This window comes from Candidatus Regiella insecticola LSR1 (assembly GCF_000143625.1).
Classification (GTDB): Bacteria; Pseudomonadota; Gammaproteobacteria; order Enterobacterales; family Enterobacteriaceae; genus Regiella; species Regiella insecticola.
The window spans coordinates 82,513-102,709 of record NZ_GL379591.1 but is presented as its reverse complement, the minus strand read 5'-3'; the positions used below and the strand labels follow the sequence as shown (position 1 = coordinate 102,709).

The following is a 20,197-nucleotide window of genomic DNA, read 5'->3' as shown; positions in this document are numbered from 1 at the left end:
AGCTTTACGAATGGGAGGCGCCATGATTTTAGGTTGTTTAAGGAGTCTGGTGTGCGAATACATCCTGACATCAAAACAGTTACCGATACAGGTTACCAAGGGCTTGGCAAGATTCATTCAAACTCGGCGTTGCCTAAGAAAAAGACAAAGAAAAATCCCTTAACAAAAGAAGATAAACGCAACAATCGTGCGTTATCAAGCCAGCGTGTATTAAACGAACATGTCATTGGTATGATTAAAAGATTTAAAATTGTATCAGACCGTTATCGAAACAGGCGAAAACGTTTTGGATTAAGATTTAATCTGATTGCTGCAATTTATAATATGGAAATTAGATAAATGATAGTTTCCGAAGAGGTCTAATGAATTTCGAGTGACGGCAAGGCGGCAAGGGCGACCGACCGATGAGCGTAGACATACTACGTGATTCGGCGAGCACCCGCAGACAACAAAGCCGTAACTTGAAAGGCGAAGGGTATAAACTTGCCCCTCTAGTCGTTAACCGACTGTCTTTATTACCTCTGCGATGCGATTTGCTAACAATCTCACTTGCTTTTCATCTCTATCAGCTTCAACCATCACTCTAATTAATGGCTCAGTACCTGATTTACGTAACAACACACGTCCTTGAGCTGCTAAATCAGCTTCAATTTGTTTGGTTACTTCGGTCACTGCCGCTGATTCCAATGGGTTATGATGCCCTGAAAAATGCACGTTGACCAAAATTTGGGGCAATAGTTTTATATCACGACAGAGATCATGCAAACTCATCTTGTTACGCACCATGGCGGCCAGCACTTGCAAACCGGCTACGATGCCGTCCCCTGTGGTGGTGTGATCTAACAAAATGACATGACCCGAGTTCTCCGCTCCCATTCGCCAGCCGTTTTCATTCATTTTCTCTAGTACATGGCGGTCACCCACCTGCGAGCGTATAAAAGGGATACCCAATTGTTTTAGCCCTCGCTCTAACCCCATATTACTCATCAAAGTCCCTACTACCCCTCCTTCTAATTGCCTTTGACGTAATTTTTCGCGAGCAACAATGAAAAGAATTTGGTCACCATCTATTCTATTCCCCTTATTATCGACCATTATTAGTCGATCACCATCACCATCAAACGCCAATCCTAAATCGGCTTTTTGATTAATAACATGTTGTTGCAATAAGCGGGTATTAGTTGCACCACATTCTTCATTAATATTCATGCCATCGGGTTCAGCATTGATAGTAATGACGGTTGCGCCTAATTCTTCTAATACAATAGGGGCAATATGATAGGTTGCACCATGGGCACAATCGACGACAATTTTTAAATTATTCAGGTTAAGTGCATTCGGAAATGTTGCTTTACAAAATTCGATATAACGCCTTGCCGCATCGACAATTCTACTGGCTTTACCTAATTCAGCTGATTTAACGCAAGTCAGAGGTTTTTGCATTTCTACTTCAATAGCCTCTTCTATTTCATCAGGCAATTTCGTTCCATCAATCGAAAAAAATTTAATGCCATTGTCATCGAAAGGATTATGAGAAGCTGAAATAACAATACCGGCTTCAGCCCTAAAGGTTCGGGTCAAATAAGCGATGGCAGGTGTTGGCATCGGGCCAGTCAGTAATGTCGATAACCCCGCTGCCGCCAAACCGGCTTCCAGCGCAGATTCCAACATATAACCGGAAATACGGGTATCTTTGCCGACAATTATTTTACGAGAGCCATGGCACGCAAGCACTTGACCAGCAGCCCATCCGAGCTTTAATACAAATTCAGGGGTAATCGGCGCCTCGCCAACTTTGCCACGAATGCCATCGGTACCAAAGTATTTACGGTGATTGGTCATTAATTTTGTTCCTTCGATATCAGTGTTGCTTTGACGATATGCATTGCCTCAACGGTTTCCTTAACGTCATGCACTCTAATAATTTTTGCTCCTTGCATCGCTGCGATCACCGCACAAGCGATACTGCCTGTAACCCGCTGTGCGGGGAGAGCCTTGACTAATTGTCCTACCATCGATTTTCTTGATATCCCGACTAATAACGGCAAATTAAAATGATGAAATTTTTCTAGCTGTGCTAATAGTTGGTAGTTATGTTCTAAACTTTTCCCAAAACCAAAACCGGGATCCAGTATTAATTTCTCTTGTGCGATACCCGCCGTTGTACAGCTTTTGATACGTTGCTGGAAAAATTGATTTATTTGATCAAATAAATTTTCATAATTGGGCGCTACTTGCATATTATCCGGTGTACCCTGCATGTGCATGAGACAAACCGGTAGACCGGTTGCTGCCGCTGCCTCCAATGCCCCTGGTTCTTGTAGTGCCCGTACATCGTTGATTAAGTGAGCGCCATTCTTAGCGGCTTCAGTGATAACCGCTGCCTTAGAAGTATCAACAGACAGCCAAATTTTACGCTTTATTACTAGCTCCTCTGTTGCTAAACACTTAATCACGGGGATCACGCGATCAAGCTCTTCTTTTACACTCACCGGTGTTGCCCCTGGTCGAGTCGATTCACCACCAATATCAATCAAGGTTGCGCCTTCTGTGATCATCATTTTGGCATGTTGTAATGCATTATCGAGGCTACGGTATTGTCCTCCATCGGAAAATGAATCAGGAGTGACATTCAATATACCCATGATTTGCGGTTGGCTGAGATCTAAGACCTGATTTTTAGCAGTTAACTTCATAAAGTTTCACTCTATTTAAGATTTGCTAGTTAAGCATTTTCTTATTTAAATAAATTGAGCACGGCATAAAATAATGGCCTTGGGAATTTTTTGCCCAAAGCCATTATTTACCTCAACAATATTTATTAAAATGATCTCATCTCAGTATTACGATAGAGGATTGCTGGTGTCCGGTGTAGGTGAATCATCTACGGTAGGGAGATCATCGTTATCAGACGGTTTATCCTTTGTTACATCATCCCAACCGGCCGGTACACGAATTACTGATTCACGGTTCATCAGGTCGTCAATCTGGGGCGCATCGATGGTTTCATATTTCATCAAGGCCGCTTTCATCGTATGTAAAACATCCATATTTTTCATTAATAAGCTACGAGCACGTTGATAATTACGCTCGATAATCAGTTTGACTTCTTGATCGATAATCCGTGCGGTTTCATCAGACATATGCTTTGCTTTTGCTACCGAACGGCCTAAGAATATTTCGCCTTCTTCTTCTGCATACAATAAAGGCCCCAATTTTTCGGAAAAACCCCATTGGGTTACCATATTACGTGCGATAGAAGTGGCAACTTTAATATCATTTGAGGCACCTGTAGAAACCTTCTCCGTACCATAGATGAGCTCTTCAGCGAGGCGCCCGCCGTATAAAGTAGATATTTGGCTTTCCAATTTCTGACGGCTAGCACTGATAGCATCTCCTTCCGGCAAGAAGAAAGTTACGCCAAGTGCACGCCCGCGCGGAATAATAGTGACTTTATGTACCGGATCATGTTCTGGTACCAAACGACCGATTATCGCGTGTCCCGCTTCATGATAGGCGGTAGCTTCCTTTTGTTCTTCAGTCATCACCATTGAGCGCCGCTCTGCACCCATCATAATTTTATCTTTGGCTTTTTCAAACTCAACCATAGAAACCGCATTTTTATTGCTACGAGCGGCAAAGAGGGCGGCTTCATTCACTAAATTAGCTAAATCAGCACCAGAAAAACCAGGAGTACCGCGGGCAATAACTGATGCATCCATATCAATTTCAAGTGGTACACGGCGCATATGTACTTTTAAAATTTGTTCACGACCCCGCACATCAGGTAGCCCCACCACTACTTGGCGATCAAAACGGCCAGGGCGCAGCAATGCTGGATCAAGCACATCAGGGCGATTGGTTGCGGCGATCACGATAATACCTTCGTTACCTTCAAAGCCATCCATCTCGACCAACATTTGATTTAGCGTTTGTTCACGTTCATCGTGTCCTCCGCCTAACCCCGCCCCTCGCTGCCGACCTACCGCATCGATTTCATCGATAAAAATGATACAGGGCGCGGTCTTTTTTGCTTGCTCAAACATATCACGGACACGTGATGCGCCGACCCCGACAAACATTTCAACGAAATCAGAGCCGGAAATAGTAAAGAAGGGGACTTTGGCTTCTCCAGCAATAGCTTTTGCCAGCAAAGTTTTACCGGTTCCTGGCGGTCCCACCATCAAGACGCCTTTCGGAATCTTACCGCCTAGCTTTTGAAAACGCCCAGGATCACGTAAGTATTCAACCAGTTCACTCACTTCTTCTTTTGCTTCATCACAACCTGCAACATCTGAAAAAGACGTTTTTATCTGATCTTCAGTCAACATGCGTGCTTTGCTTTTGCCAAAGGACATGGCACCTCTGCCCCCTCCGCCTTGCATTTGACGCATGAAGAAAATCCAGACCCCGATTAACAACAACATCGGGAACCAGGAAATAAAAATAGAAGCCAATAAACTTTGTTCTTCTGGTGGTTCTCCAGCAACTTTTACATTTTTTGCCAATAAAGTGTCTAATAGCTTAGGATCATTGACAGGTATAAAGGTCGTATATCTGCTGTTATCTTTCTTTTTAACGTTAATTTCACGCCCATTTATCCGTGTTTCACGAACCTGATCTTGGATTACATCAGACATGAAAGTAGAGTAATCTACTCTACGCCCATTTGATTCGTTGGGACCAAAACTCTGGAATAAAGTCATCAATACAACTGCGATAACTAACCAGAGTATTAGGTTTTTCGCCATGTTATTCAAGGGATTAACCTCATATTACAACTGTGTTAACAAACAGCGGTTAGGGTACTATAGTTTTCGTCCCGTCGCTACAATGTACACCTCACGTGATCGTGCACGTGAAGCATCTGGCTTACGAACTTTAACCTTCATAAATAGGGAACGCATTTCCCGTAGGTATTCATCAAAGCCACTTCCCTGCAACACTTTCACCAAAAAACCACCGCCCGGTGCAAGTATAGAACGACACATATCTAATGCTAATTCAACTAGATACATCGCTCTCGGTATGTCAATTTCTGGAGTGCCGCTCATGTTTGGCGCCATATCAGACATCACTACTTGAACTTTTTTATCACCTACTCGCTCAAGCAAAGCATTTAATATAGACTCATCACAAAAATTGCCTTGAAGAAAATCTACTCCGACGATGGGATCCATGGGCAGTATATCACAGGCAACAACACGCCCTTTTTCTCCGACCTGGCTGACAGCGTATTGTGACCAGCCTCCAGGGGCGGCACCTAAATCAACAACAGTCATACCCAGTTTAAAAAGTTTATCACTTCGTTGTATTTCATCAAGTTTAAACCAAGCGCGTGAGCGCAGCCCTTTTTTCTGTGCCTGCAATACATATTTATCGCTAAAATGTTCTTGTAACCAGCGGCTAGAGCTAGCAGAACGCTTTTTATTAGCCATGCTATTTTCCAACTATATTATTCACAAAACATTTTATTAATATCTTCCTCAGCCTAACGGTTGGAGAAGTAAAACCCATTTAGGATAAATTTCCGACAACAAGATAGGACATTAATCTCACATATACGCTAGATTGGAGTAAAGCGCTTTGGCATCTGCTTAAGATGGCGTTAGAATACGCCGTTTTCAATCCCAATTTAAGTAAAAAAGACAATGAATTTAAATAATAAACAAAAACAACACTTGAAAAGCATCGCTCATCCACTAAAACCGGTGGTGATGATTGGCAATAATGGATTAACCAAAGCGGTGTTAGCAGAAATTGAACAAACCCTAGAACATCATGAAATTATCAAGATAAAAATTACTACTGAAAAACGTGAAACTAAATCCAACATCGCTGATACCATTGTTGATAAAACCAACGCAACTATCGTGCAAATTATTGGTAATATTCTTGTTCTTTATCGCCCCGCTAAAGATCGCAAGATAGTGTTACCACGTTAATGATTACCATTTTATATCTTTGTTTATACCGTTTGCCTTTGAAGTTGCCGCTAGGCGGCAGCCTCTGAAAGGTCGGGCTTTACGGCGTGTCGGATAAATATTCTACTGCAATAATTTCATATTCGATGTCACCACCTGGTGTTGTAATCACCGTCGTATCATCGATCTGTTTACCGATCAAACCACGCGCCATGGGTGAGTTGACCGAAATTAAATTTTGTTTAGCATTAGCTTCGTCATCGCCAACAATACGATAAATATACTCTTCATCTGTAGCAATATTAAGGACAGTCACTGTTGATCCAAAAATTATTCTGCCATTATTGACTATTTCAGTGACATCTATTACTTGAGCATTAGACAGTTTAGTCTCAATTTCTTGAATGCGGCCTTCGCAAAATCCTTGTTGCTCGCGAGCAGCATGGTACTCTGCATTTTCTTTTAAATCACCGTGTGCGCGTGCCTCAGCAATAGCAGTAATGATCTCCTGACGCCGCTTATTTTTTAAATATTCCAACTCTTTACGCAATTTTTCTTCGCCACAAACCGTCATCGGAATCTGTGCCATAGCTTATTACCTCTAACATCGATTTTATTTTATACCCTTCGCCTTTGAAGCTGCCGCGTTGTTGGCTGCGGGTACTCGCCGAATCACGTAGTCTATCTACGCTCATCGGTCGGTCACCCTGGCCGCCTAGCGACAACTTCAAGAGCGAGGGGTATAATAGTCATTACAAAAAAACAGTCAGAGCCAATTACTCCGGAGTAAAATACACCTGATTTTTTTGGAATTCATTTTAACGTAGAGTTCTTTTGTAATCACCGTTTAATTTCAAATAGACTTTTAGTTTTCACTCTTATCCTGTTGTAGCATGCTATTATTTATTACACTTTTAAATATTTGTGTTGCCACCCTAACCTAGCGTTTATGAAAATTACCTACCTGTCACGAATTGTGAATAGATTGGCTTATACCGTTACGATAATGATGCTGTGTTGTAATATGCGTGTTCATGCAGAGCCCATTGAAAGCTATATACCCTCTCTTCCTGATGGTGCCAATCTTGCGCTGATAGTACAGAAAATAGGTTCCAAAACCCCGCTTATAAATTACCATGCTGATCGTATGGCATTACCCGCCAGTACGCAGAAAGTATTAACAGCACTTGCGGCTTTATTACAACTGGGGGCTGATTTCCGTTTTACAACGACATTAGAAAGTCCTGCCACTGTCACCAATGGTGCGCTGTCGGGCGATTTGATTATCCGTTTTAGTGGTGATCCGACGTTAACTCGTCAGCAATTACGCGATATGATCACCACACTTAAAAAGACAGGTATCCGGCGGATCACCGGCAACTTTATAGTCGATACCTCTGTTTTTTCTAGTCACGATATGGCACCAGGTTGGTCTTGGAACGATACGGTTCAATGTTTTAGCACCCCACCTGCTGCTGCTATTATTGATCGTAACTGTTTTTTTGTTTCTCTCCAGAGCGCACAAGATCCCGGTAATACAGCATTTGTTGAGCCTTATTCTTATCCTGTACAAGTGTCTAGTGAAGTTCGCACTTTGGCTAAAGGATCAGTGGAGGCACAATATTGTGAACTAGACATTGTTCCGGGTGAATTAAACCAGTTTACCCTCCGAGGTTGTTTGACACGGCGAGAGGATCCCATACGTCTTGCTATAGCCATACAAAATGGCGCCAGTTATGCCGGTGCAATTCTCAAAAATGAATTAAAAAAAGCCGGTATTCAACTTGATGGTCATTTACGGCAGCAAACTATCGCTGCAACAACTTTTTTAAATAAGAGTAAGCCAAAAAATAACATATTGGCACAAGTTCAATCCGCGCCTTTGCCCCAATTGCTAAAAGCCATGTTGAAGAAATCAGATAATTTAATTGCCGACAGTATTTTTCGCACTATAGGTCATCAACGTTTCGATGTACCTGGGACCTGGAGAGCGGGCGCTAATGCTGTTCGGCAGGTATTAAGAGAAAAAGCGCGTATCGATTTGGGCAATAGTATTGTGGTGGATGGATCAGGCTTATCGCGTCACAATTTGCTTTCTCCTACTACTATGATGCAAGTATTGCAATATATTGCTCAGAACGATAAGAAACTAAACATTATTTCAATGTTACCTTTATCAGGTCATGATGGGACTTTGCTCTATCGAGGCAGCCTGCACGAAGCAGGGGTTACTGGCAAAGTTTCAGCTAAAACCGGCGCGTTACAAGGTGTTTATAATTTAGCGGGTTTTATCACTACCGCTAGTGGGCAACGTATGGCCTTTGTACAGTTTTTGTCGGGGTATGCTGTACCTCCTGAAGCACAACGTAATCGACGGGTACCCTTGCTTCGCTTTGAAAGTCGTCTTTATAAGGATATTTACAAAAATAATTGAGTCTTAGAGTCTATGCCCTTCGCCTTTGAAGTTGCCTTCGGCTGCCAGAGCGGGCGACCGATGAGCGTAGACATACCATGAGGGCGAGGGATCACAGCCAACAACACGGCGACTTCAAAGGCGAAGGGTATATTCGACATTTTCTTTAACAAGGCTAAAAAAAAAAACTCTGCCATGATAATGAGGAAAAAATATGAGCACGGAAAGCCCTATGATTCTTTTACGCCGAATTGTGGTATGTACAGTGGTGGTTTTATGGTTGGTTGGTTGCAGTAATAACGTCACCCCCCCTGCTCCGATTAGGGCGGCCAGTAATAAAAGTGTGATACAAGAATCTGTGGAGAGAGAAAAAATACCTCAGAGTGTTATTAAAAAACCTGTCATTGATAAATCCGTCATTGATAAGACGCCGTTGGTTAAGAGCTCTATCATCTATGATCGTAGTTACGATACTATCCCTAAAGGAAGTTACAACGCTGATACTTATACTGTGAATCATGGTGATACTTTGTTTTATGTTGCCTGGATAACAGGAAATGATTACCGTGATTTAGCCAGTAAGAACAATATTGCTGAACCCTATCATCTCAGCGTGGGGCAATCCATTAAATTAGGCCATGGATCAGAGCCAAAAACCTCATCTCCTCTCTCGAATAAAATACCAGCCCCAACAATTGATTTTGAATCAACTAACAGGTACTCTGCAAATTCAAGTAAACAAAATGTTGGTACAATGTTACCAAAAAGTTCCATTTCTGTTGCGAAATCTGCTATTAGCACACCAAGCTCTCCTAAAGAAGAGGCTAGTAATAGCAACCCTATGGTTAGATGGCAATGGCCAGCCGATGGAAAAATCATCGGCAACTAAGATCCAAAAGGTAACAAAGGAATAGAGATCGCAGGTAAGCGCCAGCAGCCTATATTTGCGGCTGCTGGTGGAAAGGTCGTCTATTCTGGTAATGCACTGCGTGGTTACGGTAATTTGATCATCATTAAACACAGTGATGATTATCTCAGTGCCTATGCTCACAACGATGCAATATTGGTCAAAGAAGAAAAAGAAGTCAAAGCAGGGCAAAAAATAGCTACCATGGGTAATACGGGAACCCATTCAGTTAAATTGCATTTTGAAATTCGTTATAAAGGGAACCCCGTCAACCCGCTGCATTCTCTTCCGCAGCGATAAATTGGACAGAATGTGTTGAAATTCTGTTCTCGGTATCACCGCTAGGAGCAGCATATGAGTGAAAATACGCTGAAAGTTAACGAGTTACATGAGGAGCCCGATTTTGATGAAGAAAGTTCGGTTCTTGGAATGTTTGATGAAAAATCATCAATGGAAGACGAAATTCTTGAAGATGAATTGGAAGAAGATGATCTGCTGCTACAAAATGTTACTCAACGTGTGTTGGATGCAACCCAGCTCTATCTTGGTGAAATTGGCTATTCGCCGTTGTTGACTGCGGAAGAAGAAGTTTATTTTGCAAGGCGTGCATTGTGTGGCGATCAACAATCACGGAGACGAATGATAGAAAGTAATTTACGGCTGGTAGTCAAAATTGCGCGACGTTACGGTAACCGTGGTTTAGCGTTGCTTGATTTAATTGAAGAAGGGAATCTAGGGCTGATTCGTGCAGTAGAAAAATTTGATCCTGAACGCGGCTTTCGTTTTTCGACCTACGCCACCTGGTGGATACGTCAAACGATTGAGCGGGCAATTATGAATCAAACCCGAACGATTCGCTTACCCATCCATATTGTAAAAGAATTAAATGTTTATTTGCGTACTGCTCGCGAACTTGCTCATAAATTGGATCATGAACCGAGTGCTGAAGAAATTGCTGAGCAACTCGATAGACCGGTTGATGATGTAAGCCGTATGCTACGTCTTAATGAACGTATCACTTCAGTTGACTCTCCGTTAGGGGGAGATTCAGAAAAAGCGTTATTAGATATCCTTTCAGATGACAGTGAAAATGGACCGGAAGATACGACGCAAAATGATGACATGAAGCACAGTATCGTTAAATGGTTATTTGAACTTAATGCAAAACAACGAGAAGTACTGGCTCGTCGTTTTGGTTTGTTGGGATATGAAGCGGCAACGCTTGAAAATGTTGGCAAAGAAATCGGATTAACCCGTGAACGTGTTCGCCAAATACAAGTTGAAGGGCTACGCCGTCTACGTGAAATTCTACAAACCCAGGGTTTGTGCATTGAAGCATTATTTAGGCAATAATTTTACTGTCCTGTGATTACCGCTCTCACTACGGCTTTGCAAGCAGTCTTTTGTCAAAAAAGGGCTCAAAATCCGCATTTACTCCCTTGTTTTTTACAAAGAAGGCAATGACGTTTTTTCGCCCGTTTTTTGATCAATTAAGGCCACTCAAGAAGATTTGGAACAGGCTCTTAGAGCCGTCCCCTATGCCGATTTTTTCAACGGGTTGCTTGGTGAGATTGGATCGCCGTTAACGCTATGGTGTATACAATGTCATCGACCGATGCGCCACGCGATAAATCGTTTACCGGTTTACGCATCCCTTGCAGCATGGGGCCGATAGAAACTAAATCAGCAGAACGTTGTACGGCTTTATAAGTGGTGTTACCGGTATTTAAGTCAGGGAAAATAAATACCGTCGCTCGACCCGCTACCTTGGAATCAGGTGCTTTAGATTTGGCTACATCAGCCATAATTGCTGCGTCGTACTGTAATGGGCCATCAATTATCAGATCCGGCCGTTTCTTTTGTGCTAAAAGCGTCGCTTCACGTACCTTTTCTACATCGCTCCCTGCCCCTGAATCTTTTGTGGAGTAGGATATCATGGCAACACGGGGTTCAATACCAAATGATGTGGCTGAATCTGCGGACTGAATCGCAATTTCTGCAAGTTGTTCTGCTGTCGGATCGGGGTTGATAGCACAATCACCGTACACTAATACTTGATCCGGCAGTAACATAAAAAACACAGATGAAACCAATGAACAGCCTGGCCATGTTTTAATCAATTGTAATGCAGGACGGATGGTGTTAGCTGTAGTGTGCACAGCGCCAGAAACCAAACCATCAATTTTTATCTGATTAAATGTTTTGCCACGTTCAAGCATCAAGGTCGCTAAAATAACATTATCTTCCAACTGACTACGCGCGATAACTTCAGTCATACCTTTACTTTTACGTAATTCAACTAACCGTGAAACATAATCTTCCCGCACCAGTTTTGGATCGATTAAATGAATATTCTTGCCTAATACCACCCCCTGAGCGGCAGCTATTCGCTGTATTTCGGCGGGATCGCCGAGCAATACACATTCAGCGATGCCGAGTTCAGCACAAATGGCGGCGGCTTTCACGGTACGTTTTTCTTCTCCTTCAGGCAGTACGATACTTTTAGCCGCTTTTCGCGCCAATTCAGTCAATTCATAACGGAAAGCGGGGGGCGACAGACGGTAAGAACGCTTAGATGCAACGCTTAGTGAATCGATCCAAGTGCTGCTAATGTGACTGGCTACATAGTTTTGTATTTTTTCAACACGATCATTATCATCTGCGGGCACCGCTAGACTGAAATTCTGCAAATTGAGGGAGGTTTGCCAGCTATTCGTCTCGACCATAAATATCGGTAAGCCAGTCTGGAAAGCACGTTGACAAAGTTGCTTAATGGATTCAACCATCTGGTACCCACCCGTCAATAGAATAGCGCCAATTTCAACACCATTCATGGCGGCTAAACAGGCTGCAACCAATACATCAGGGCGATCAGCAGAGGTCACCAGTAACGAATTGGGGCGAAACTGTGACAACATATTAGGCAGGCTATGGGCGCAAAAGGTAATAGATTTAACCCGACGGGTATCAATTTCACCTTTATTAATAATGCTGGCATTTAGATGTCGGCATAGATCGATAGCACGGGTCGCAATAAGATCAATATTCCAGGGGATGAACCCGTATATCGGCAGGGTATCATTGCCAAATAATTTAGTCGGATCAATTACCGTCGTATTATTTTTGCTTGAATCATCAAAAATTTCATATAAATCGGGACGAGTACGACCTTGCTTATCAACAGGCGCGTTCAATTTATTAATAATCACCCCGGTAATATTTTTATTTTTTTTACCTCCAAAGCTGGAACAGGCGATTTCAATTTGTTGTTTTAGTTGATCGTGTGAATGATTACCCAGAGCTAAAACGAAAACAATTTCAGCGTGTAACGTTTTGGCAATTTGGTAATTCAGGGTGTTAGCAAAAGGATGTTTAGGCGTTGGCATTAAACCTTCTATCAATACCACCCCTGCTTTTTGGGTATGTTTGTGGTAACGAGCCACAATCTTTTCCATTAACCGGTCTTGCTGATTAGCACTTAAGCATTTTTCAACATCACGTATTTTTAATGGCTCGACAACATTGATATTGGAATTGGCACGAATGATGGCGATGGTATTATCGAGCTTATCATTGTCATCTACACAGGGCTGGGCAATAGGTTTGAAGACGTTTAAATCGACCCCTTTTTGCTCCATCGCCCGGATAATACCCAAACTAACACTGGTTAAGCCAACCCCTGAACTGATGGGAATTAACATCACTTTACGGGACATGGTGTCTCCTCCGCTATTCCAGTCAAACGTGCCGTATCTTGTGCAATGGAGAGCTCTTCATTGGTTGGAATGACCATCGCTAAGCGGCTACCCTCTTTAGTAATGTCCCCTGATTTGCCAAAGCAGGCTTTGATATTTTTTTCGTCATCAATTTTAAAACCTAACAGCGCCAATTTATCTAGCGTGCGTTTACGGATTGGCGCTGAGTTTTCGCCAATGCCTCCGGTGAAGATAATCGCATCTAAACGGCCTTCCATCAGTGTGGTGTAAGACGCAATATATTTTGCTAAGCGGTGGCAAAAAACATCCATCGCCCGTTTAGCATTATCGTGAGTTGCACAGTTATCCTCAACGTAACGACAATCGCTGGTCTTTTCGGTTAGACCGAATAACCCTGATTCTTTGGTGAGTAAGGTATTAATTTGCTCCATGCTCATTCCGAGAGAATTATAGAGATAAAAAATAATCGCAGGATCGATATCACCACAACGTGTCCCCATCACCAACCCTTCCAAGGGGGTGAGTCCCATCGAGGTATCGACACATTGACCGTTACATATTGCGGCCACTGATCCACCATTACCTAAATGGCAAGTGATAACATTGAGTTCATTGATCTTTTTGTTTAATTTTTTAGCCGCTTGCTTACTAACATAATCATGGCTGGTGCCGTGAGCGCCGTAACGGCGGATGCCATGCTTTTCATATAGAGAATAAGGCAGGGCATAAAGGTAAGAGGCTTCTGGCATGGTTTGATGAAAAGCGGTATCAAATACCGCCACGTTTTTTTCTTCTAAATCAGGGAACGCTTTTAACGCTTCATCGATACCGATCAAATGCGCAGGATTATGTAAAGGCGCAAAAGGGATAGCCTCTTCAATACCTTTGATGACATCCTTGTTAATAATTACCGAGCGGGTAAATTTTTCACCGCCGTGGACTACCCGGTGACCAATGGCCTTTATTTGGCTAAGTAGCGCTTCTTTTCCCTTCAAAATAGTATTAACCATAAAATTGAGCGCATCTTTGTGGGTGGCATTGGCGTTTAACTTTTCTTCTTCTTTATTACCCTCGATCTTCCATTTAATCCGCGCATCAGAAAGATGAAGACATTCGGCTAAACCAGACAGATGTTCTGTGCCGTCGGTGGGGTCGATAATAGCGAATTTGAGCGAGGAGCTACCGCAGTTAAGAACCAGTACCAATTGACTTGTTGACATGCAAAGTACCTATACGTTTTTTAATAGACCAAAAAAATGACAAGCTTAAAGATTGTCGATTAGCTAGAATACCGATAGCCTGCATTAAAAACAAAATATATTCGAAATCTTCATTGAGCTGCGCTTAATTGATGAAAATTAGCACCACAAAATTCAAAGAGTGCTGCACGATATGGAACACATGCTATGCTGTTCCATATTGAGGAGCATGGATGATGTCATGATAAAAAGCTTTAAGCATAAAGGGTTGAAAAAGTTTTTCCTCAAATACGATAGCAGTGGCATTGAGCAGCAATTGGTTAACCGTATAAAAACACGGCTTACCGTATGACTGCATAGACGGAATCGACATGCCTGGCTACGAGGTGATCGTAAAGACATCTGGTCAATTAGTGTTTCCGGTAACTGGCGTATTACTTTCAGATTTATTGATGGTGATGCAGAAATTCTCAACTTGGAGGATTATCACTAATGAGAATGGCTAACCCTGCCTACCCTGGCGAAATTATTGCAGAAACACTGAAAGACATGCATGTGAGTCTCCGACAGTTCGCAAAAGCAATGGATATAGCACCGTCAACAGCCAGTCGGTTGCTATCTGGTCAAACCACAGTCACGCCGGAAATGGCATTGAGACTGTCAGCCGTTGTTGGCAGTACCCCTGAAACCTGGTTAAAAATACAGACAAATTACAGTTTGCATGAAGCCAGACAAAAGATAGACATCAGTCATTTGCACAAATTGGCTTTTGCCTGATATCACTGCCCTGGGACGTTATAGCCGAATCAGTTTAATTTGATTCAAGGCGGAGGAGCGCAGACAGTACAAATAGTACGGTAGGCGACGACAACACAGAATCAAATTAAACTGATTTGGCTATGGCACTGTTAACAAAGTTAAACTATTGAATAAAAAAGAATTTATAAAAATATTTAGGACGCATAAAATAATGATGAGATAAAAATAATACTTTTTGTGATCGGCTTCATCATTGAAAGAATTCGCCGATCGCTGCCATAAAAAATCGATTTATCTGTTTTTTTAAAGAGGAACCGTTTACTTTAAATGTATTTAAATTATAATTATTTCAACAAGTTATATGAATACACTTTGTTAACAGTGCCATACCCGGGCTAGTGAGTCAGTAGAAACGTCAATTCGAAAGGGTATTATGGGTGCTGCATGGGGTGCTCATAAAGAAAAAATACGACATAAAGACAAAAAATGCACGAAAATAAAGCAACCCTCCCTCCCCCCCCCCAACCATTGATAACAGCGGCACTGAGCCAAAATACCCTGCCCATCGTTTTTCCGTCGCGCCGATGCTCGATTGGACTTATTAGTAATAAAATCAATATATTGAATGGTAATAGTGTACTATTGGTGTACTGATGGGTGTTAAAAATCACATTGTTATGTTATGGCTTAGGTGTTATAAATTGACGTACAATATCGAAATGATTTATTGACCTATAAATACCAAGGTGTAGGAAGTGCCAGTTTGATGCGATGGGCGAAACGCCTGGAGCCTTGTTTGACGCGTAATAAACCCGCTACCAAAATAAACAGAGCGGCGTTGATTCTGGATGTGGAAACCTACCCTGACGCGTCTCAGCACGAGCGGGCGCCACGGATGGGTGTGAGTGCCAGGGGTATCTGTGATGCCTTAAAGCGGGCGGGTTTTAGCTATAAAAAAAACATTTTATCCCCCCAAAGCCGACGTCCAAGCTCGAAAAGATTTTCAGACTAAGCTCCAGGGCTAACGTGGATGAAAGCGGTTTTGCTCATGATATGCCGCGTCTTTATGGTTATTCAGTGAAAGGGAAGCGCTGTTACGGCCAACACGATTGCCATGCCAAAGCACGTACTAATGTCATTGGTGCACAGCTTAACGGAAAATTAACTACGGTTTGTACCTTCGACTGCCATATCAACAGCGATATTTTTTATGCCTGGGTCACCCAAAGATTTACTGCCAAAATCCCCTCCAGGGGCAGTCCTTGTGATGGATAATGTGCGCTTCCATAAACGCCAAGACATCCAGACTGCTATACAGAAAGCTGGCTTTATTCTCGAATATCTCCCCACGTATTCTCCTGACATGAATCCCATTGAGCACAAATGGGCTCAAGCTAAAGCCCTTCGCAGAAAGCGACTATGTGATATCGATACCTTGTTTTCTGACCCTTTATTTTAAATCAATTTATACCGCATAAGCCGTATCAGTTCTTGAGATTGAGCGGTGGCGAGCCATTTGGATGGCCGTTTATGTTCACCTTCGCCACTCGCTTTGTGAATGGCATTAAGGTTAAAACGGTCGATTGCATCGGTGGTGACAATGATGCCGGCCACGATGGGAAGATTTTCTTTAGGCATAGTGAGTTCTCCTTGATTATTGCCTATCGGGAAAGGATTAAGTGTTGGTTTAATTGAATCAACAGGCGTAAAAAAACCGCGTACTGGCGTAGGCGGTATCGGTTAGCTTAGAAAATAGGGAGCGGGAGCGAAAAGAAACTTAATGTAACAGCATGTCAAGCTCTTCATCCGAAAGTCCGGTAGACATTTTAATCACGGAGCGATCAACATTACTGGCAAGAAGCTGTTTGGCAATTTCTACATTTCTTTCCTGACGACCCTGTTGCATGCCCTTTCGCATGCCGCGTTGTTCACCGCGCTCTTCACCGCGTTTTTCAAGTTGTTGTGCAAATGTCATAACGTCCTCCTGTGCCTCCTTTGGAACGGATTGAACCCACAGTGCCAATGCTTTATCGAGCTCATCTGTGCCGGTTTCATTGGCTTTACCACATATTTCAATAAAGTACCGCAGGACATCTTTAAAATAATCCGGGCTCACTTGTCTGTAAATTGTAGTCATTTTGCCTTTCGATAACAAGGCTCCTAACCAGCTAAAAGGTGACTGCCTTTGGCGATAGTGTTTGAACAAAATTTCCATCACTGACGCTAAACCGTGTTGATTTATCTCTTCATCTGACATGACGGTTAAATCAATGAGTTGAAAGGGCTTGAGTGCTATCGCTTTGGCTAATTCGGGATTCTCAAAGCAATCCCATATCTTTGTTGAGTAAGGATAAGGCGATTTTTCTCCGTGATACAGCACCAGGGGTAACACAATCGGTAATTTTTTATGCCCTTGCTTCAGGTGATTATTCATCAACTCGACAACGTAACACAGGATGCGAAACGCCATCATCTCATCATCACTGCTCTGGTGCTCCGCCGCCAGGTAGATATAGCCCGGCTTTCCGCCTATCTTGCAACTGTAAACGATATCGCTGTACAGCGTATCAGGCCATTTGGGGACATATTCGCTGGAGGCCATCTTTAATGTAGCAGTACCAATCAATGCTAATGTTTCCTTTGGAAGATGATGCACCAACCAATCGACCATAATTTGTTTATGCTGTAACGACCGCTTGAAAAGGGCGTCATGGGGCTTTGATATGCTAGACATTCCGTGTTTTCTCTCTGATTATAGTTACCTTACGGTGTCGATTTATCACCGAATAACTTTACACGCATTATGATTAGTAGACGATGAATTTTTTCATCAGCAGTATTACGCCACCCGCCCATACGCTTTGATTTTGGCCATGTTCTCTTCCAGTTCAGCTAAAAACAGGCGCACTTCGGTTTCCCCTAGTGTCAGTCTAGTTGTCGCCTCTAATTTTCGTTAATGGGAACTAATAAAGAGGCGATATAATCATGGAAAAACCGACGTATTCGGAAGAGTTTAAAGAGCAGGCGCTGTGTAAGGTTTATCATCGGAATGGGCGTACAATGAAAGCCATTGCGGATGAACTTAACGTGCCGCCGAGGAAGCTAAGAAGTTGTTTAGCAGAAAGTGAACTCGCCTCTTGGTGCAGGGGGCAGGGTATTTTTGTTCATCACCTGAAGCAATGGCGCGCGGATTTTTGTGACCCGAAGCGAACACAACGCAGTAAGAGGAAAAATGATTATTCCCGAACAGCGCCAGTCTATTATGATGTGGATTACTGAATCAACGCAGGCCGGAGCGCGGCAACAACAGGCTTGTCTCCTGATTGGGCTAAGCACGCGAACCCTACAGCGCTGGCAGAAAGCTATCGAGCAAGTGGATGGCCGAACGCGCCGAACAGCGCCGCCGCCCCACAAACTCTCACCCTGTGAGCGGGCTAAGCTACTGGAAATAACCTCTTCGGCCAAATTTGCTCATTTACCCCCGAGTCAAATTGTGCCGATGTTGGCTGATGAAGGGCTCTATTTCGCCTCCGAATCCACTTTTTATCGCGTATTGCGGGACGCCAGGCAACTGAAGCATCGACGAGCAGAACGCCCGGCAAAACCACGTTTTAAGCCTCGGGCACTCTGTGCCACCGCGCCCAACCAGCTCTACAGTTGGGATATCACTTATCTCCCCAGCCGTATTAAAGGCCAGTATTTTTACCTCTACCTTTTCCTCGATATTTTTAGCCGTAAGATTGTCGGTTGGCAGGTATATGCTGAAGAAAGTGCCCAACATGCCAGTGATATGATCAAAGATATTTGTCAGCGTGAGGGGATTTTGCCCGGTCAAGTCACCCTACACTCCGACAACGGCAGCCCGATGAAAGGCGCTATCCTGTTGTTTACGCTCGAAACATTGGGAATAGCGACTTCGTTGAGTCGACCCTCCCTGAGCAACGACAATCCCTATTCTGAATCGGCCTTCAAGACGCTAAAATATCGCCCTGAGTACCCGGTTAACCCTTTTGACAACCTTCAAGACGCCCGCGCATGGGTCGAACACGTGGTGCACTGGTATAATCAAGAGCATCGCCACAGTGCCATTGAATTTGTCACACCTGCACAAAGACATGCAGGCCTTGATAAAGCCCTATTAGCTCAGCGTAACACAGTAGACCTCTTCGGAAACTATCATTTATCTAATTTCCATGTTATAAATTGCAGCAATCAGATTAAATCTTAATCCAAAACGTTTTCGCCTGTTTCGATAACGGTCTGATACAATTTTAAATCTTTTAATCATACCAATGACATGTTCGTTTAATACACGCTGGCTTGATAACGCACGATTGTTGCGTTTATCTTCTTTTGTTAAGGGATTTTTCTTTGTCTTTTTCTTAGGCAACGCCGAGTTTGAATGAATCTTGCCAAGCCCTTGGTAACCTGTATCGGTAACTGTTTTGATGTCAGGATGTATTCGCACACCAGACTCCTTAAACAACCTAAAATCATGGCGCCTCCCATTCGTAAAGCTTGTACAGATGACTGCTTTACTTTTTTTATCAACGAGCACTTGTGTTTTTAAGGTGTGTCGTTTCTTTTTTCCTGAGTAAAACGGCTTTTGTTTTTTTGGGGACGTTCAATCGGCGTTTCTGTGGCATCAATAAGAACCAGCTCATACTCCCTATCCCTTTTTAATACAGCTTTGCGTCCAGGTAGGGCAAAATCAGGATGCTTTATTAGCGTATTCTCTATCCATTTAATCGTTTCATAGCATGTGCTCTCACTCACGCCATAGCTTTGGCTGACATGAAAATAAGTGCGATATTCTCGTATATACTCCAGTGCCATTAATAAGCGCTCTTCTAAACCCCGCTTGGGTTTCCGACCTCCTTTCCCTTGCTTACTCTTATCTGCTTCATTCAATATCTTTATCATCTTTTCAAATGTACTGCGTTTAACACCCGTTAAGCGACGAAATTTTTCCTCTTCCAGTACTTTTATTACTTCATATTTCATGGCGGCTCCTTGTTCAGGAGTGTTTTACCAAAATTCTTATATGAATGCTAGTTTCCGAAGAGGTCTAGTGTATGAAAAGGCACGCGCTGCAAACCCTACACGCTGGGCAGGTCAAATCCGTCAGTGGCCGTATGTGAAAGAAGTTCATTTAAATCCACAAAAATCCAGAGAAAAAAAGGTGAAACCAGACGCCAAAAAAGCAGCCTAGGATTTTACATCCTGGGCGACAACTACATTGACAATTACCGCAGAGCGTACTGCGTTTATCAAAACAC

Annotated in this window: 23 protein-coding genes and 3 pseudogenes; 15 read left to right on the top strand and 11 right to left on the bottom strand. The window is 42.9% G+C overall.

Going from position 1 to position 20,197, the window contains the following annotated elements; genetic code table 11:
* A pseudogene (locus tag REG_RS05105) lies at positions 1 to 339 on the top strand (IS5-like element ISRein1 family transposase); the annotation flags it as partial.
* 65 nt (positions 340 to 404) lie between these two features.
* On the top strand, positions 405 to 587 hold the full coding sequence (locus REG_RS13235) for a hypothetical protein (RefSeq protein WP_176603431.1): 183 nt from the start codon (positions 405 to 407) through the stop codon (positions 585 to 587).
* On the opposite strand, the gene glmM is transcribed toward REG_RS13235, so the two are convergent.
* The 4 genes from glmM to rlmE form a co-directional block, all read right to left on the bottom strand.
* Entirely contained in the window at positions 499 to 1,842 is a 1,344-nt protein-coding gene (gene glmM, locus REG_RS05100) for a phosphoglucosamine mutase (RefSeq protein ID WP_006704730.1), read from the bottom strand. The two genes, REG_RS13235 and glmM, sit on opposite strands and share 89 nt — an antisense overlap.
* Positions 1,842 to 2,696 carry a dihydropteroate synthase gene (folP, locus tag REG_RS05095; RefSeq protein ID WP_006704729.1) on the bottom strand — a complete coding sequence of 285 codons (855 nt, stop codon included), beginning with the start codon at positions 2,694 to 2,696 and terminating at the stop codon, positions 1,842 to 1,844. The genes glmM and folP overlap by 1 nt, the downstream gene beginning before the upstream one ends.
* Positions 2,697 to 2,843: 147 nt before the next feature.
* The gene (ftsH, locus tag REG_RS05090; RefSeq protein WP_087943385.1) at positions 2,844 to 4,751 is read right to left on the bottom strand and encodes an ATP-dependent zinc metalloprotease FtsH; all 1,908 of its coding nucleotides are present in this window, start codon (positions 4,749 to 4,751) and stop codon (positions 2,844 to 2,846) included.
* 57 nt (positions 4,752 to 4,808) lie between these two features.
* Positions 4,809 to 5,438 carry a 23S rRNA (uridine(2552)-2'-O)-methyltransferase RlmE gene (gene rlmE / locus REG_RS05085; protein WP_039907425.1) on the bottom strand — a complete coding sequence of 210 codons (630 nt, stop codon included), beginning with the start codon at positions 5,436 to 5,438 and terminating at the stop codon, positions 4,809 to 4,811.
* Between the two features lie 213 nt (positions 5,439 to 5,651).
* Between rlmE and yhbY the strand changes: the two genes are divergently transcribed.
* Positions 5,652 to 5,945 (top strand): ribosome assembly RNA-binding protein YhbY, encoded by a 294-nt coding sequence (gene yhbY / locus REG_RS05080; protein WP_006704726.1) that lies wholly within the window; start codon positions 5,652 to 5,654, stop codon positions 5,943 to 5,945.
* A gap of 79 nt (positions 5,946 to 6,024) precedes the next feature.
* Here the strand turns inward: yhbY and greA are convergent, their stop codons facing one another.
* Together greA and REG_RS12035 are read right to left on the bottom strand one after the other, a co-directional pair.
* Positions 6,025 to 6,513 (bottom strand): transcription elongation factor GreA, encoded by a 489-nt coding sequence (gene greA / locus REG_RS05075; protein ID WP_006704725.1) that lies wholly within the window; start codon positions 6,511 to 6,513, stop codon positions 6,025 to 6,027.
* On the bottom strand, positions 6,467 to 6,655 hold the full coding sequence (locus REG_RS12035) for a hypothetical protein (protein WP_141553618.1): 189 nt from the start codon (positions 6,653 to 6,655) through the stop codon (positions 6,467 to 6,469). The genes greA and REG_RS12035 overlap by 47 nt, the downstream gene beginning before the upstream one ends.
* Positions 6,656 to 6,873: 218 nt before the next feature.
* Between REG_RS12035 and dacB the strand changes: the two genes are divergently transcribed.
* The 3 genes and pseudogenes from dacB to rpoS all read left to right on the top strand — a co-directional run bounded on the left by dacB (position 6,874) and on the right by rpoS (position 10,597).
* Entirely contained in the window at positions 6,874 to 8,358 is a 1,485-nt protein-coding gene (dacB, locus tag REG_RS05070) for a serine-type D-Ala-D-Ala carboxypeptidase (RefSeq protein WP_407078948.1), read from the top strand.
* A 211-nt stretch (positions 8,359 to 8,569) separates the two neighbouring features.
* Positions 8,570 to 9,544, top strand: a pseudogene (gene nlpD / locus REG_RS05060) (murein hydrolase activator NlpD).
* A gap of 54 nt (positions 9,545 to 9,598) precedes the next feature.
* Positions 9,599 to 10,597 carry an RNA polymerase sigma factor RpoS gene (rpoS, locus tag REG_RS05055; RefSeq protein WP_006704723.1) on the top strand — a complete coding sequence of 333 codons (999 nt, stop codon included), beginning with the start codon at positions 9,599 to 9,601 and terminating at the stop codon, positions 10,595 to 10,597.
* 197 nt (positions 10,598 to 10,794) lie between these two features.
* On the opposite strand, the gene pta is transcribed toward rpoS, so the two are convergent.
* Positions 10,795 to 12,960 (bottom strand): phosphate acetyltransferase, encoded by a 2,166-nt coding sequence (gene pta, locus REG_RS05050; RefSeq protein WP_006704722.1) that lies wholly within the window; start codon positions 12,958 to 12,960, stop codon positions 10,795 to 10,797.
* Positions 12,945 to 14,180 (bottom strand): acetate kinase, encoded by a 1,236-nt coding sequence (locus tag REG_RS05045; RefSeq protein ID WP_006704721.1) that lies wholly within the window; start codon positions 14,178 to 14,180, stop codon positions 12,945 to 12,947. The genes pta and REG_RS05045 overlap by 16 nt, the downstream gene beginning before the upstream one ends.
* A gap of 220 nt (positions 14,181 to 14,400) precedes the next feature.
* Here REG_RS05045 and REG_RS05040 point away from each other — a divergent pair.
* From REG_RS05040 to REG_RS14155, 6 genes and pseudogenes are all read left to right on the top strand, one after another.
* Positions 14,401 to 14,652: pseudogene (locus REG_RS05040) on the top strand (type II toxin-antitoxin system RelE/ParE family toxin).
* A complete protein-coding gene (locus REG_RS05035; protein ID WP_006704720.1) occupies positions 14,652 to 14,936 on the top strand; it encodes a HigA family addiction module antitoxin in 285 nt (94 codons plus the stop codon). The pseudogene REG_RS05040 and the gene REG_RS05035 overlap by 1 nt, the downstream one beginning before the upstream one ends.
* A 468-nt stretch (positions 14,937 to 15,404) precedes the next feature.
* Positions 15,405 to 15,572, top strand: a complete 168-nt coding sequence (locus REG_RS13230) for a hypothetical protein (protein WP_176603443.1) — start codon at positions 15,405 to 15,407, stop codon at positions 15,570 to 15,572.
* 73 nt (positions 15,573 to 15,645) lie between these two features.
* Positions 15,646 to 15,930, top strand: a complete 285-nt coding sequence (locus tag REG_RS05030; RefSeq protein WP_260200206.1) for a transposase — start codon at positions 15,646 to 15,648, stop codon at positions 15,928 to 15,930.
* A 14-nt stretch (positions 15,931 to 15,944) separates the two neighbouring features.
* Positions 15,945 to 16,193 carry a transposase gene (locus tag REG_RS14160; RefSeq protein WP_260200036.1) on the top strand — a complete coding sequence of 83 codons (249 nt, stop codon included), beginning with the start codon at positions 15,945 to 15,947 and terminating at the stop codon, positions 16,191 to 16,193.
* Entirely contained in the window at positions 16,186 to 16,377 is a 192-nt protein-coding gene (locus REG_RS14155; RefSeq protein ID WP_260200205.1) for a transposase, read from the top strand. Before REG_RS14160 ends, REG_RS14155 begins: the two co-directional genes overlap by 8 nt.
* Here the strand turns inward: REG_RS14155 and REG_RS05020 are convergent.
* The gene (locus REG_RS05020; RefSeq protein WP_006704719.1) at positions 16,374 to 16,556 is read right to left on the bottom strand and encodes a KilA-N domain-containing protein; all 183 of its coding nucleotides are present in this window, start codon (positions 16,554 to 16,556) and stop codon (positions 16,374 to 16,376) included. The genes REG_RS14155 and REG_RS05020 overlap by 4 nt on opposite strands.
* Before the next feature lie 139 nt (positions 16,557 to 16,695).
* Complete coding sequence (locus REG_RS05015; protein WP_006704718.1) at positions 16,696 to 17,652, bottom strand: Rpn family recombination-promoting nuclease/putative transposase; 957 nt, start codon at positions 17,650 to 17,652, stop codon at positions 16,696 to 16,698.
* A 251-nt stretch (positions 17,653 to 17,903) separates the two neighbouring features.
* Here REG_RS05015 and REG_RS12030 point away from each other — a divergent pair, with 251 nt between their 5' ends.
* Together REG_RS12030 and REG_RS05010 are read left to right on the top strand one after the other, a co-directional pair.
* Positions 17,904 to 18,197: a hypothetical protein gene (locus tag REG_RS12030; RefSeq protein ID WP_006704759.1), complete on the top strand. Its 294-nt coding sequence runs from the start codon at positions 17,904 to 17,906 to the stop codon at positions 18,195 to 18,197.
* Complete coding sequence (locus REG_RS05010; protein ID WP_087943383.1) at positions 18,151 to 19,146, top strand: IS3 family transposase; 996 nt, start codon at positions 18,151 to 18,153, stop codon at positions 19,144 to 19,146. The genes REG_RS12030 and REG_RS05010 overlap by 47 nt, the downstream gene beginning before the upstream one ends.
* Here REG_RS05010 and REG_RS12025 read toward each other — a convergent pair.
* Positions 19,099 to 19,922, bottom strand: a protein-coding gene (locus tag REG_RS12025; RefSeq protein WP_260200023.1) for an IS5-like element ISRein1 family transposase whose coding sequence is annotated in 2 segments (ribosomal slippage) — positions 19,099 to 19,535 and positions 19,535 to 19,922 — 825 coding nt in all. Because the reading frame shifts where the segments join, the coding sequence is not laid out codon by codon here. The two genes, REG_RS05010 and REG_RS12025, sit on opposite strands and share 48 nt — an antisense overlap.
* A 67-nt stretch (positions 19,923 to 19,989) precedes the next feature.
* Between REG_RS12025 and REG_RS13225 the strand changes: the two genes are divergently transcribed.
* The gene (locus REG_RS13225) at positions 19,990 to 20,130 is read left to right on the top strand and encodes a hypothetical protein (RefSeq protein WP_176603359.1); all 141 of its coding nucleotides are present in this window, start codon (positions 19,990 to 19,992) and stop codon (positions 20,128 to 20,130) included.
* Positions 20,131 to 20,197: the final 67 nt, after the last annotated feature.

Excerpts from the sequence above, each read along its gene's own strand:
- REG_RS13235 (WP_176603431.1), top strand. The coding sequence starts at position 405 with ATGAGCGTAGACATACTACGTGATTCGGCGAGCACCCGCAGACAACAA.
- glmM (WP_006704730.1), bottom strand. The coding sequence starts at position 1,842 with ATGACCAATCACCGTAAATACTTTGGTACCGATGGCATTCGTGGCAAA.
- folP (WP_006704729.1), bottom strand. The coding sequence starts at position 2,696 with ATGAAGTTAACTGCTAAAAATCAGGTCTTAGATCTCAGCCAACCGCAA.
- ftsH (WP_087943385.1), bottom strand. The coding sequence starts at position 4,751 with ATGGCGAAAAACCTAATACTCTGGTTAGTTATCGCAGTTGTATTGATG.
- rlmE (WP_039907425.1), bottom strand. The coding sequence starts at position 5,438 with ATGGCTAATAAAAAGCGTTCTGCTAGCTCTAGCCGCTGGTTACAAGAA.
- yhbY (WP_006704726.1), top strand. The coding sequence starts at position 5,652 with ATGAATTTAAATAATAAACAAAAACAACACTTGAAAAGCATCGCTCAT.
- greA (WP_006704725.1), bottom strand. The coding sequence starts at position 6,513 with ATGGCACAGATTCCGATGACGGTTTGTGGCGAAGAAAAATTGCGTAAA.
- dacB (WP_407078948.1), top strand. The coding sequence starts at position 6,874 with ATGAAAATTACCTACCTGTCACGAATTGTGAATAGATTGGCTTATACC.
- rpoS (WP_006704723.1), top strand. The coding sequence starts at position 9,599 with ATGAGTGAAAATACGCTGAAAGTTAACGAGTTACATGAGGAGCCCGAT.
- pta (WP_006704722.1), bottom strand. The coding sequence starts at position 12,960 with ATGTCCCGTAAAGTGATGTTAATTCCCATCAGTTCAGGGGTTGGCTTA.
- REG_RS05045 (WP_006704721.1), bottom strand. The coding sequence starts at position 14,180 with ATGTCAACAAGTCAATTGGTACTGGTTCTTAACTGCGGTAGCTCCTCG.
- REG_RS05035 (WP_006704720.1), top strand. The coding sequence starts at position 14,652 with ATGAGAATGGCTAACCCTGCCTACCCTGGCGAAATTATTGCAGAAACA.
- REG_RS13230 (WP_176603443.1), top strand. The coding sequence starts at position 15,405 with ATGCACGAAAATAAAGCAACCCTCCCTCCCCCCCCCCAACCATTGATA.
- REG_RS14155 (WP_260200205.1), top strand. The coding sequence starts at position 16,186 with ATGGATAATGTGCGCTTCCATAAACGCCAAGACATCCAGACTGCTATA.
- REG_RS05020 (WP_006704719.1), bottom strand. The coding sequence starts at position 16,556 with ATGCCTAAAGAAAATCTTCCCATCGTGGCCGGCATCATTGTCACCACC.
- REG_RS05015 (WP_006704718.1), bottom strand. The coding sequence starts at position 17,652 with ATGTCTAGCATATCAAAGCCCCATGACGCCCTTTTCAAGCGGTCGTTA.
- REG_RS12030 (WP_006704759.1), top strand. The coding sequence starts at position 17,904 with ATGGAAAAACCGACGTATTCGGAAGAGTTTAAAGAGCAGGCGCTGTGT.
- REG_RS05010 (WP_087943383.1), top strand. The coding sequence starts at position 18,151 with ATGATTATTCCCGAACAGCGCCAGTCTATTATGATGTGGATTACTGAA.